General features: G+C 44.2%; 11 protein-coding genes. 5 read left to right on the forward strand and 6 right to left on the reverse strand.

The genetic code is table 11. From position 1 onward, the window contains the following. Window positions 1-22: 22 nt before the first annotated feature. Window positions 23-508, reverse strand: a complete 486-nt coding sequence (locus tag QWY16_RS14395) for an SRPBCC family protein (protein WP_300989915.1) — start codon at window positions 506-508, stop codon at window positions 23-25. Between the two features lie 150 nt (window positions 509-658). On the opposite strand from QWY16_RS14395, the gene uvsE reads away from it, so the two are divergent. Continuing rightward, on the forward strand, window positions 659-1,531 hold the full coding sequence (gene uvsE / locus QWY16_RS14400) for a UV DNA damage repair endonuclease UvsE (RefSeq protein WP_300989916.1): 873 nt from the start codon (window positions 659-661) through the stop codon (window positions 1,529-1,531). Between the two features lie 459 nt (window positions 1,532-1,990). On the opposite strand, the gene QWY16_RS14405 is transcribed toward uvsE, so the two are convergent. Next, window positions 1,991-2,476 (reverse strand): sigma-70 family RNA polymerase sigma factor, encoded by a 486-nt coding sequence (locus tag QWY16_RS14405; RefSeq protein ID WP_300989917.1) that lies wholly within the window; start codon window positions 2,474-2,476, stop codon window positions 1,991-1,993. A gap of 239 nt (window positions 2,477-2,715) precedes the next feature. Between QWY16_RS14405 and QWY16_RS14410 the strand changes: the two genes are divergently transcribed. Then, on the forward strand, window positions 2,716-3,186 hold the full coding sequence (locus QWY16_RS14410; RefSeq protein ID WP_300989918.1) for a competence protein ComK: 471 nt from the start codon (window positions 2,716-2,718) through the stop codon (window positions 3,184-3,186). Window positions 3,187-3,275: 89 nt separating this feature from the next. Here the strand turns inward: QWY16_RS14410 and QWY16_RS14415 are convergent, their stop codons facing one another. After that, a complete protein-coding gene (locus tag QWY16_RS14415; RefSeq protein WP_300989919.1) occupies window positions 3,276-3,797 on the reverse strand; it encodes a GyrI-like domain-containing protein in 522 nt (173 codons plus the stop codon). A 457-nt stretch (window positions 3,798-4,254) separates the two neighbouring features. Between QWY16_RS14415 and QWY16_RS14420 the strand changes: the two genes are divergently transcribed. Both QWY16_RS14420 and QWY16_RS14425 read left to right on the forward strand, forming a co-directional pair. Beyond that, window positions 4,255-5,073 (forward strand): TetR/AcrR family transcriptional regulator, encoded by an 819-nt coding sequence (locus QWY16_RS14420; RefSeq protein ID WP_300989920.1) that lies wholly within the window; start codon window positions 4,255-4,257, stop codon window positions 5,071-5,073. A 13-nt stretch (window positions 5,074-5,086) separates the two neighbouring features. Next, the gene (locus QWY16_RS14425) at window positions 5,087-8,242 is read left to right on the forward strand and encodes an efflux RND transporter permease subunit (protein ID WP_300989921.1); all 3,156 of its coding nucleotides are present in this window, start codon (window positions 5,087-5,089) and stop codon (window positions 8,240-8,242) included. A gap of 188 nt (window positions 8,243-8,430) precedes the next feature. Here QWY16_RS14425 and QWY16_RS14430 read toward each other — a convergent pair whose 3' ends face one another. The 3 genes from QWY16_RS14430 to QWY16_RS14440 all read right to left on the reverse strand — a co-directional run bounded on the left by QWY16_RS14430 (window position 8,431) and on the right by QWY16_RS14440 (window position 11,352). Then, window positions 8,431-9,309, reverse strand: coding sequence for a DUF1028 domain-containing protein (locus QWY16_RS14430; RefSeq protein ID WP_300989922.1), 879 nt, complete (start codon window positions 9,307-9,309; stop codon window positions 8,431-8,433). A 107-nt stretch (window positions 9,310-9,416) separates the two neighbouring features. Then, window positions 9,417-9,890 carry an Lrp/AsnC family transcriptional regulator gene (locus QWY16_RS14435; RefSeq protein WP_300989924.1) on the reverse strand — a complete coding sequence of 158 codons (474 nt, stop codon included), beginning with the start codon at window positions 9,888-9,890 and terminating at the stop codon, window positions 9,417-9,419. A 100-nt stretch (window positions 9,891-9,990) separates the two neighbouring features. Continuing rightward, a complete protein-coding gene (locus tag QWY16_RS14440; RefSeq protein WP_300989925.1) occupies window positions 9,991-11,352 on the reverse strand; it encodes an APC family permease in 1,362 nt (453 codons plus the stop codon). Between the two features lie 271 nt (window positions 11,353-11,623). Between QWY16_RS14440 and QWY16_RS14445 the strand changes: the two genes are divergently transcribed. Beyond that, window positions 11,624-12,655, forward strand: a complete 1,032-nt coding sequence (locus QWY16_RS14445; protein ID WP_300989926.1) for a LysM peptidoglycan-binding domain-containing protein — start codon at window positions 11,624-11,626, stop codon at window positions 12,653-12,655. The last annotated feature ends 14 nt before the right edge of the window (window positions 12,656-12,669 follow it).

Consider the following 12,669-nt stretch of genomic DNA (forward strand, 5'->3'; position numbering starts at 1 on the left):
CTTATGCGGCCGGCTCTCTCTTTTATTCGATTGATCCAGTCATGCTTTCCAATAGACGCTGGTATTCAGGATATTCCTTATTCCATTCTTCCTGGCGGGCAATTTCTTCTTTGTTTAAAATAGCTACGATTGCATCCAGGCAAACATGCCATCCAGCAAGGTCTCTTGCCGTATGTGGAGTAATTTTACTGATTGTTTCCACCAGCACGAGTTTTGTGCCTCCATTTTCTGGTGTTACTTCAAAATGAACTTCGTCTTCCGCCCATTCAAAGGCAATCGACTTTCCTTCTTCGTAATCAAGAATGGCCATATTTTCAAATGTGCCGTCACCCATATCGAATGTGATGTTCCCCCCTTTTTGCAAATCCTCTATCGTCAGCTCTGCGAACCACTGCTGCAATTTACTGTTTTCGGTCAGCATTGCCCAAACCTGATTGGATTCCTGCTGTAATTGCCGTTCGAAAGTGGCGGTATAGCCCTGCTCGTTTTGAATAATTTCTGCTCTCATTGAATTTCCTCCTTTAAATGATTTTCCTTTATTATACATGAACCGCCCGTTGTCATTTCCCTTAGAACTTCGGACAATCTATCAGATATCTTAAAACAAGCGATATCATACTTTAAAATCGGGTATAGTGCTCATAAGGAGTTGAACTATATGAGATTAGGCTATGCATGTATGAACACAGAATTAAAAACCATCTTCAGAACATTGCGGGTGGCAACTGCAGAAACAGAGGGAACAGCTAAAATAAAAGAGCTGACATTAAAAAATATGCAGACCACACTTGAAATCATTCAATGGAATCTAGTGAATGATATTCTATTTTACCGGGCTTCAAGCAATTTGATCCCTTTATCCACCCATCCCATAAATGATTGGGTCTGGTGGGAAGACCCTGAGTTTTTGTTTATCGCAGGACAAATTCGGGATTTGGTACAGACCCATCAAATGCGCGTTTCCATGCACCCTGGCCAATACACGGTATTAAATTCCCCAAAACCTGAAGTGGTGGAAAAATCGATTCAGGATTTGGAGTATCATGACCGGCTTATCCAATTGCTCGGCGGCAACGATTTAATTGTCCATACAGGCGGAGCTTATGGCGATAAGGCTGCAGCTAAAGCCCGTTTCGCTGAAAACTATTTGAAGTTGCCTGAAAGCATCAAACGGCGGCTGCGTCTTGAAAATGATGATAAAACCTTCACCATCCGTGATGTGCTGGAAGTAAGCAAAATGTGCGGCATTCCGGTATGCTTCGATATCCATCATCATAATTGCAATAATGATGGAACACCGGTTGATTTTGCCGAGATCCTGGCGACTTGGGAAGGCTACGGTATACCCAAAATCCATATAAGTACAGGCAAAGAAGGTTTTACCGATTTGCGCCACCACGACTTAGTCTCGGAGACAGACTTTAATGAATTGCTTCTATTGTTAGGGGATACGGATGCGGACATTATGTTCGAAGCAAAGTTAAAAGAACAAGCGGTCCTTCCATTTTTAAAACAATTATTAAATAAGTAAAACGGCTGTCGAGAGTTTCTCGGCAGCCTTTTCTCATTTCGCTCCAGGGCGGACGCTTTTCGCGGGGAGCGGCCTGAGCCTCCTCGCTCGCTGCCGCTCCCTGCGGGGTCTCAGGACTCGCCCTATTCCCGCAGAAGTCGCCGCCTTCCGCTGCATTCAGCTTCCTTTTGCCACCTTTAGAGCTTCTCTGGAATAAGGAGTTGATTCGGAAAGCTCTCTAATGTTTGTATCTGTTCTCCAGATATGGAGCCAACCAGCGGAGACGCCTGCGGGATAGCGAGACAGCCGAGACCCTGCAGGAGCGTGAGCGACGAAGCGGCTTGGCGCTCGCCCGCGGCAAGCGCAGCTGGTTGGCGGAATATCGGTTAAGGGATCATACCTAATACAAATTTCAACTTTCTCAACACGCTGTAAAAATGGCTGCTCATTGAGCAGCCGTTTTGTTCTCTTCAATGCTTTTCAATCAAAAATATCCGGCGCTATGCGGTCTTTCACTTTTTTCAGCACTCTTTCCCGCCTCTTTTTCATACCTGCATGCGAAATTCCAGAAATAGAAGCTAATTCCCTTAAGCTTTTCCCTTTTACGAATAAATCTTCAAGCAAAATATATTCTGCTTCCGCCAGTAAAGCCGTTTGGATCCATTCAGGCAATTCATCTGTCACACGATCATCGCTGATCCATTCAAACTGTTCATTTTCTGCCACAGTAAAGCGATCGGCAAAGCGTGTTTCCTTTTTGAGCTCGTCAAGCATTGCGCCGTGAATACTGCGATAGGCAAACGGAGTAAAATTCCCTTTTGTTTCATCAAACCGGAGACATGCTTGCCAAAGTGCTATTTTACCAACTTGCTTATAAGTCTCATAATCACGGTAAATATGCAGTTTACGGATAATAGCAGAAATCATGGGTGAATATTGGACAATCGCTTCTTCAAAATTCTTCAATGGACTTTCCTTCTGAACGTTCTTATTATTCCCGGGTACACTCAGCTTAATAAAGGTTCACGAAAGAAACAAAACAACAAATAAGCAATAAGATCTATCTTTATTCCCTTTAAAGGAATAGATACATGACGTATGTTATAAATAAAAAGTCGAAATACATAATTTTTTCTGAACACTGTATTGATTCTGTGCAAGGTGAATGGTAAGATTCTTTAGAACACTGAAAGGGGAGCAAGTAGTTGGGGAAATACGAAGAGAACTTCATAGATCGATCAGCATTATTTTTAATTTCTTCATTTGAAACAGAGCGCAAGACAAAAGTGGTAACAAAGCATGGAGAGTATTATTCGCGCCTCCCCGCCCTGCAATTACTTGATCAGGCCTGCATGCTTTATGCCTCAACCTATGACGGTCGAGTCAAAGCGACACGGTACAATCTTAAGCAGCATAAGAAAACACCCATCCTTATATCCAATGACGGCGTTGCTGCATTTCCGACAAAATCTCCAACTCATCCGGAATGCATTTGGATATTCAATCACGATTACCGCACTGAAAAGCTTGCTGCCGGCAAAACCAGAATTATTTACGAACAGCATAATGTTTCTGTTGAATTGGATGTGTCCATCCATACACTGGAAAAGCAGCGGACACGTATGTATGAAATGCTTTATTATTATATGAAAATCCAAGACAGACACAATACATAAATTTTGTATTTGGAATTCCATAAAAACAAAAAAGGCACCTCATTGTGAATTGGCCCGAACATCCAATTCAGAGAGAGGTGTCTTTCCTGTTATGCGGCATCATCCCGCAGCAATAAAAATGCTATTTCAATTTTCCATTTGAATAAATCGGGTTCCAATTCAGGATCCGTCAAATAAAATTCGAAGCGGCCATTCCAAAAGACTTCATCTTCTTCCCACCGTTTGTCAATTTCCAGCTCTTCTTTTGCCGTCCACTCTTCCAATTCCTTCAGAGAATGCTCCAGCTGATCCGGATGCCCATGATGCACCGCTGTTGCATATGAACCTCCCGGGATAAAACTGGCAATCACCCGATCGTTCCCCGCTGCCATCCGTTCAATTGGAACCCCTACTTCCAGACTATATTCCGTATCATCATTGCCGATGCACCAATAACGGTAAAACGGTTCGCCAGTAGGTTCAATGCCTTTTGCGTTCAGCCAGTCATAAATTTCAGGAAGCAGCACAGTAGTCTTAGCCCATTCTTTTAAAGTTACCTGTATAGGAATCCCTACATAGGGCTGTTCCATGCGTAATTCGACCGTAGGTTCATTGATATATTTATAAGTCATCTGACCTCTTCCCTTCTGCTGCAGATAAAACTTCTTCTAACATATGTATTCAATGAAAACAGTTAAAATCCTGCATGGCAATATGGCAAGTTGACATGGCTGTTGCAAGAAAAATTCAACTATATTAATTGAACTAATAATTTACAGCAGCAGCTATTCTGCAAACCAACTACGAAGCTTTTGGCCGAATCATTTCGATCAATAGCTTTGCGACGAGCATGCGCAGGAGCACATGCTTGGTGGCTAAGGTCTGTGAGACTGAGTCTTTGCCCTCCTCAAAGCGGCTGAAGCAGTATGTAAAGGATTGTTCCTTAGCACATCTTATATAAACTCCGCCACAATATTGACATAGAAAATGGTGAGGGATAAATTGACAGCTGGCAGCTTTAAACTATATCCTTTAACTAATGACCAGCCGGTCACTTTTGATGACCTACCAGTTACAAGGAGGGATTTTTTGGACAAACGGCAGGAACTAATGAATAAGGCGGTTCATTTTTTCTCATTAAAAGGTTTTCATCAAACTTCTGTACAGGAAATCGCCCACGCAGCCGGAATTTCAAAAGGCGCATTCTACAAGCATTTTGATTCCAAAGAAAACCTTTTTATGGACATCTTAATACGCTACCATGAGGAATTGTATGCTGACCTGGCCTCTCCTCATTTTTCCCAAGACTCAACCAGCAAAGAAATCTTCACCAAAAAACTGGTACTTGAAATTGAACGGACTGTTACCAACAAAGAATTCTTTTTAATGGCATTCAAGGATTTTCCCAAGGATAAAAATGAACAGTTGGAGAAACTGTTTCAGGAATTGCGGATTTCTCAGCTTACGGTACATAAAAACAATCTGCTGGAAGTCTACGGCGAAAAAGTTCAGCCGTTCATTTACGACCTTGTGACCGTACTCGAAGGAATTAAACGCGAATACTTCATTAACTTGATTTTTTTAAACAGGAATGCAGATGCGGCAAAATTAGCCGGTTTTATTGTTTCAAGTCTGGATGCCATTGTCGGCCAACTTTCCCAAATGGAACCGGTCTTAACCGACATTCCATCACCGCTCAGCCCATTTGAAGAAAGTTTTCTGAAAGTCGAGGAAAAAATCAGAATGTCAGCACCGAATAAAGAAAAGCTTCTTTCTACTCTTCAGCTTCTTAAAGAAGAAGCAGCAAAGAAAGAGCGCCAGGATTTCCTGATTGAAGCATTATGGCTGTATTTAACGCAAGAACCAAAAATCGAAAAAGAACTTTTTCAACTAAAGAAGTTTTTATAAAGGAGTGCCGGTATTGAAGAAAATCATTGATTTTTCCCTGAACAATAAGTTCGCTATTTGGATTCTAACTTTCATGGTAATCGCCGCAGGTTTGTATTCCGGCTTTACGATGAAACAAGAATCGATTCCAAGCATTACATTGCCGGCTTTAACGGTAGTGGCAACTTATCCTGGAGCCGCTCCGGATGAAATCGTTGAAGAATTGACCATTCCGATGGAGCAAAGAATCCAGAACATGAACGGTGTTGAACTGGTGACATCGTCTTCTATGGCAAACGCCGCAACGATTCAAGTCCAATATACATTTGAAACGGACATGGATGAAGCAGCACGCCAAGTTGAAACAGCACTTTCTGAAATTTCATTGCCGGAAGGCGCCAACGAACCTGAAGTGTCACGCGTCAGCCTTGATGCATTTCCTATTCTGACACTCAGCATCAGCGATTCTAAACATTCATTGGAAGAACTGACCGCTACTGTAGAAGATACCGTGCTGCCTGAACTTGAAGGCGTGGAAGGTTTGTCCGATGCACAAATCTCCGGTCAGCGCATCCAAAAAGTGACCATGACCTTCAATGAAGAAAAAATGGCCCAATACGGCATGACACAAGAAACAATCCAGCAATTGATCCAAGGCTCCAACCTTTCATTCCCCCTTGGATTGACCAATTTTGATGGCGAGTTGAAAAATCTTGTGATCGACGGCAATGTGACAACGGTGGAAGATCTGAAAGCATTGCAAATCCCCGCTGTACCGCAGCAAACCGCTGGTGGAATGGCTCCAGGACAACTGCCTCCCGGCTCTGCTGGCATGGATTCATCCCAGAATCCTGCAGCCGCCGCGACAGTTCCTGCTGTTACAGAAGTACCGACCATTGCACTCAGTGAATTGGCTGATATTGAAGTGGTCAGTGAAGCCGAATCGATTTCCCGGACAAATGGTGAGGAATCGATTGGTATTCAAATCGTTAAATCTCCTGATGCCAATACGGTGGAAGTGGTAAATGCAGTAAAAGACATTGCCTCTGATCTTGAGAAAGAGTATGACTTAACTGTTGCAACGACATTTGACCAAGGAGAACCAATTGAGCAATCGGTTGAAACAATGCTCAGCAAAGCGCTTTACGGCATTTTATTCGCTGTGGTGATTATCTTGATTTTCTTGCGCAGCTTTAAAACAACAATCATTTCGATTATTTCTATCCCATTGTCCCTATTGATGGCGATTTTCTTGTTAAACCAAATGGATATCACGTTGAATATCATGACTCTCGGTGCCTTGACTGTCGCCATTGGACGAGTCATCGATGATTCGATTGTCGTGATTGAAAATATTTATCGCCGCATGGCACTGCCAGGCGAGCGACTTCGCGGCAAAGAATTGATCCGCGAAGCAACAAGGGAAATGTTCATCCCGATTTTCTCCTCAACTATTGTTACCATTGCGGTATTCCTGCCGCTCGCATTAGTCGATGGACAAATCGGTGAATTGTTCCTGCCATTCGCTCTTGCAGTAGTATTCGCACTTTCCGCTTCCCTCTTGGTTGCGGTTACGATTGTGCCGATGCTTGCCCATTCAATGTACGGCAAACAGCTGCAAAACTTGGATTCTATTAAACCAAAGAAAAAAGCACACGGTCCCGGGAAATTGGCTGGTGGATACCGCCGCATTCTGGAATGGACATTAAACCATAAAATTATTACATTCGGAGGAGCTACTGTTGTCCTGATTGCCAGTTTATTCTTGATTCCGGTCATTGGCGTCAGCTTCTTGCCGGAAGAAGAACAAAAGATGGTCATGGCAACCTACAGCCCGGAACCTGGACAGACACTTGAAAATGTGGAACAAATCGCGTTGGACGCTGAAGAAATGATCAGCACCCGTGATGGCGTAACCACTTATCAGTATTCTCTTGGCGGCAGCAACCCGATGGCTGCGATGGGCGGAGGCGGCAACAACTCTGCACTGTTCTTCATTGAATATGATAATGACTTTGAAAACTTCAGTGAGGAAAGCGGAAAGCTTATTGAAGAATTGAACAGCCAGACCGGCACCGGTGAATGGGCAAGCATGGACTTCTCTGCAACCGGATCAAGCGGCATTGAAATGTTCGTTTATGGGGATAATATTGAAGACATCCAAACCGCTATCGATAAAATCCAGCCGCTGATGGAAGAAAACAAAGGCTTGGAAAAAGTCGAATCGAGCCTGACAGAAGCTTATGACCAATACACCTTGGTCGCTGATCAGGAGAGCCTGGGGCAATCCGGCTTGACGGCCGCACAAATTGGCATGGCATTGAGAGGTACTGGCGAATCACCTGTTTTGACTACAGTGAAGCATGACAATAAAGATATTAATGTCTATGTGGAAGTTCCGCGGGAAGACTATGCTGGAATCAAAGACGTAACGGACGTCCAGATCCCAACTGCACTCGGCACAACCGTTGCCATCGGCGATGTGATGGAAGTTGAAGAAGGCAAATCTCCGGATACCATCAGCCGGCGCGACGGCCAGATGTACGCTTCTTTATCAGCTGACGTATTAGGCAACGATGCAGCTGCCATTACTGCAGAACTGGACGAAAAAGTAAATGGAATGGAATTGCCGAGCGGTGTGTCGATTGACCATGGCGGCGTTACAGAACAAATCAACGAATCGTTTACCCAGCTCGGTTTAGCGATGCTTGCAGCGATTGCCATCGTCTACTTCGTATTGGTGGTCACATTCGGCGGCGCATTGGCACCATTTGCCATCCTGTTCTCATTGCCGTTCACAGTAATCGGCGTATTGGTGGCATTATGGATTTCAGGAGAAGCTTTAAGCGTTAACGCTTTGATCGGCGTCTTGATGCTGATCGGTATTGTTGTCACCAATGCAATCGTCTTGGTGGACCGCGTTATCAATAAAGAAAAAGAAGGTTTCACCACACGGGAAGCCTTGCTTGAAGCAGGTTCTACCCGACTCCGCCCGATCTTGATGACGGCACTTGCGACAATCGGCGCACTCATTCCGCTTGCAATCGGAGCAGAAGGCGGCGGCTTGATTTCAAAAGGCCTCGGCATCACCGTAATCGGCGGATTAACGAGTTCGACGTTATTGACATTGGTCATCGTGCCAATCGTTTATGAAGTGGTATCGAAATTCCGCAAGAAACAAGTGAATTAATGTTAGAACCGCTTCAGCCATTGCGGCTGGAGCGGTTTTTTGTTTGTATGGGGTTTCGGAATACGACCAGTAGTTGCAGAAATACGGCCAGTTACATTGAAAACACGACCAGCAACCATGAAAATACGATTCATTCACCTAAAAAGGACCCTCGATGAAGAATCTCTTCACCGAGGGCTCCAATAAATTCACTGCTTCCGCAAAAACTCCAGTACCTTCTCGTCAATCTTGCTTTCCTCCGTCCAGCGGTCATCAAAATTCTCGCGGAGTGCAAATGTCTTCAGCGCTTCCTGGACTTCGCCTTCATATACCCGCTGATCCCCTTGTTCAAGCAAGCCCAATTTGATAAGCTGGCTTTTTATTTCTTCAAAAACGCTGCCTTCAATTTCAACAAACTCCTCAGAAGGCATGCCATATAATTTATGCAACTTATACAATCGCTGCAGTTCTTCAATCGGTTCGGGATGGTCATCCACGCGGAGATCCACTTTGACATCATTATAGCCGCCGTAGCCCGCCCCTTTTTGCAGAACATAAATAGCTGCCGATTGCTTGCCGCGGCTGTCACCTCCTGCTTGCTGCGCCGCTGCTAATGCTGCAAGCAAACGTTCCGCCAGCGGGCCTTTTGTCTTCTCGAAAGTCTTGCTCATTGAAGTGACCGTTTCTTCGCTGACTAGAATATTGCCTTGCGCCGAATAATGCTTGCCGACTTTATGGCCTGCCCAGTCATAGCATTCTTTCCCTGTAAACGCGCTCGCTTCCCCACTTGCATTGATGATGGCAACTTGGCGCAAGTCCTTTCCGGGATCATCCATCACTAATTTCGCGATCACTTCCTCTGGCGGCGTCCCTTGTTCAAGCAGTGCCAGTCCTTCAGGCCCATACGAAGTATTCGCCCATGATTGCGTCGCTACTGCCCCGACATCCGCTTTTGCCCAAGGTACAATAGAGCCGACGGCTAAAAATTTTGACTGCACAGCAACCCCGACTTCACCGGTTTCAGGATCTGCTCCGATGATCGAAAATGTTGCAACTAAACTTTCTTTACTGACTAATCCCCTTGTCATGCAACTGCCCCCTTTATATAATGCTCATGTAAACGCCATTTCCCTGCCTGTCAATACATTAAACACCTCAACATTGACTCAAGCAGCAGAAACTAAATGGCAGTTCTTCATCCATTATGTTCCCGCATAAAATTGAATTTACTTTTCAAAACCTTCAATTCCACAATGATATTTGTGCGTAGGATTCCCGGGACTTTGTTCAGTTTCTGTGCGATAAACTCGCTTAACTCTTCATGGGAACTCACACAGACTTCTGACAAAATATGGTATTCACCGGTAATCAGCGAGACATATCTTACTTCGTCCATTTCAATGAGCGCGTTCGCACAGTGCTGCAATTGATCACGTTCAGCAGCAATATGGATTGCCGCTATAATATTCAAGCCGACTTTCATCGGATTGACCAACCCGACAATAGACAGTACGCCGGTTTCACGCAGACTTGACACACGCAGCCGGATTGTTCTTTCCGCAACGCCAATCCGTGCCGCAATTTCTTTAAATGTCATCCGTCCATCATCCTGAAGAAACGACAGGATTTTTAAATCCAATTCATCGATGCTTTCCACATGTCCTGCCATCCACTCATCTCCCACAATGCAGATTCTATAATTACAAAAAAATTATTGTACAAGAAATAGCCCAGATTTTTCTGGGCTATTATCTAAATTTTTCCCGTACTCACTCACCCAAATTCAGTTTCGTATCCCGCTTTGTCAATTTCAAGAAAAGCAAATAGACAATGCCGATTGCCAGCCAGATAAATCCAAGCTGCTTCGATAAGGCGTCCAAATTCCACCAGACATACGCAATGATTAGAAATCCTACGAGCGGCAAAATTAAATGTTTAAAATAATTTTTGCTTTTCTTTTTGCCAATAAAATAAACGATGACAGAAACATGCAAGAAGAGAAAAGCGGTCAGCGCACCAAAATTGATGACCGATGCCAGTTCACCAATCCGATTTGCGAAAAATCCAGTTACTATCAATGAAATGATTGCCACAATAATCGTACTGATATAAGGCGTCTGGAATTTCGGATGTACTTTTGCAAGCACTTTTGGCAGTTTCCGATCGCGTGCCATGCTATATAGAATCCGGGATATCGCAGCTTGTGCGACTAAGGCATCTGCAATTCCCCAAGCCACCGCTGTGGCAATGATGGTCAGCCATTTCAGCCAAGGTCCTCCTGCCACTTCAGCTATCTGATAAAAAGCGACGTCGGCATTTTCAAAAGTAGTGTAATCAGGCCAGATCAATGCAGCTACCCAAGTCTGGATAATGAACAGCACGCCAACTACCAGCAAGGACACGATAATGGCATTGCCGATCGCTTTTCTTCCTCCTTTTGATTCCTCCGCTAATGTAGCAATTGCATCAAATCCCAAAAAACTTAAAACAGCGATTGATACCGCACCCATAACAAGCCCTAAACTAAACTGGTCTTCATCATAAAGCGGTTTGAACGTAAATTCGGCTCCATTGACTCCTTGGGCGATGGCAAATACGCCGACGGCTACAAAAATGGCTAATACAATCAATTCCAGCACAATGATGATTTTATTTGCCCGTGCGGTGAACTCAATTCCAATTACGTTGATCACTGTATTGATGCTGATAAAAAAGACCAGCCAAACCAGCAGCGGAATTTCCGGGACAATATCATGGAGTGCCGCCGCGCTGACAAGATACAACAAAGCCGGAACAAAAATATAATCGAGTAGAATAAGCCAGCCTGCCAGGAAGCCTGCTGCATCATTGATGCCCCGCTGCGCATAGGAATAGACCGATCCGGCGATTGGAAAAGCTGCTGACATGGTAGCGTAACTCAATGCTGTAAAAATCATGGCAACCATTCCGATCAGATATGCCAGAGCCACCATGCCGTTCGAACCTTGAGCGATAATCCCGTAAATGCCAAAAGGCGCAATGGGGACCATGAAAACAAGACCGTAAATCATTAGATCCCAAAAAGTCAGTGCCCGCTTCAGTTCCTGTTTATAGCCCGTTTCGCTGTTAGGCTGGTTCTGATTGACAGCCATCAAAATTCATCTCCTTTTCTATTAGTTTTCGGAATTTAATGAAATCTTACTCTTCTTCAGATTTTTTGTAAATCATTTTCCAAACTACATAGTATTTTATTGTCACTATGATCAATTAAAACTATATATTCAGAACTCGTCGTGATATAATCGAATCAGATAAAACGCGGATTATTCAAATATAAAACACATACATAGTTCACATTACTCATTTTTGCCTGTATTATACATACCTGAGCTTTTAAGGGTTATGAAAAAAGGGGTGAGTTATGTGGGAAGCAAGTTTTTCAAAGTCGCCGCCGTCATTTTATTGGTGTTATTTTCATTGTTTTCTTTTTCCCCGCAAACTGAAGCAGCCAATTCCAAATATGTCACGAAAGGTGCAACAACAAGCAAAGTGATTGCTTTGACGTTTGACGATGGATCCGATGGAACGAATATTAACAAAATCCTTCAAATCCTATCCACCAACAAAGTTAAAGCTACCTTCTTCCTGACCGGTTCCGGAGCAAAAAATCATCCTCAGCCGATTAAAAACATCACAGCACAAGGCCACCAAATCGCAAACCATTCCTATTCGCACCCAGATTTCACTAAGCTTACCGCTGCCCAGATGAAAGCGGAGCTCGATAAGACGGAAGCCACTATAAAAGGCATTACCGGAAAATCGACCAAGCCCTTATTCCGTGCACCATTTGGAGCAAGCAATGCTAAGGTTCTAGCGGCCGTCGGCAATGCCGGCTATACGCATACCATCCAGTGGAATATTGACACATTGGACTGGAAAGGCGTTTCATCAACTGCTATCACGAACAAAGTGGTAAACAACGTCGTGCCGGGAACTATTGTCTTAATGCATACAGGAGCTGGCGCATCCGGAACTCCTGGTGCACTTCAAGGAATGATTACGAAATTGAAAGCCAAAGGCTATACTTTTGTGACCGTTTCCCAATTGCTCAAATTGCCTGCTTCTACACCGCCAGCTGGCGGAACAAAATACACCGTGAAAGCTGGGGATACGCTTTACAGCATCGCTAAAAAATACAATACGACCGTCGCTGCAATCGCCGCTGCCAATAAAATCCCTAGCCCGTATATCATCCGGGTCGGGCAAGTGCTGACGATTCCTGGAAAAGCCTCCCCTCCTCCTGCCGCAGTGATTAAATATACGGTGAAAGCCGGTGACACGCTTTACAGCATTGCTAGAAAATACAATACGACCGTCGCTAAAATTGCCGCTGCCAATAAAATCCCTAGCCCGTATGTCATCCGGGTCGGACAAGTTCTCACTATCCCTAGATAATACAAAAAGCTGAG

This window comes from Planococcus shenhongbingii (genome assembly GCF_030413635.1).
Lineage (GTDB): Bacteria > Bacillota > Bacilli > Bacillales_A > Planococcaceae > Planococcus > Planococcus shenhongbingii.

Bases quoted from the DNA above. Each gene is read 5' to 3' on its own strand.
- QWY16_RS14395 (WP_300989915.1), bottom strand. From the start codon at position 508: ATGAGAGCAGAAATTATTCAAAACGAGCAGGGCTATACCGCCACTTTC.
- uvsE (WP_300989916.1), top strand. From the start codon at position 659: ATGAGATTAGGCTATGCATGTATGAACACAGAATTAAAAACCATCTTC.
- QWY16_RS14415 (WP_300989919.1), bottom strand. From the start codon at position 3,797: ATGACTTATAAATATATCAATGAACCTACGGTCGAATTACGCATGGAA.
- QWY16_RS14430 (WP_300989922.1), bottom strand. From the start codon at position 9,309: ATGACAAGGGGATTAGTCAGTAAAGAAAGTTTAGTTGCAACATTTTCG.
- QWY16_RS14435 (WP_300989924.1), bottom strand. From the start codon at position 9,890: ATGGCAGGACATGTGGAAAGCATCGATGAATTGGATTTAAAAATCCTG.
- QWY16_RS14440 (WP_300989925.1), bottom strand. From the start codon at position 11,352: ATGGCTGTCAATCAGAACCAGCCTAACAGCGAAACGGGCTATAAACAG.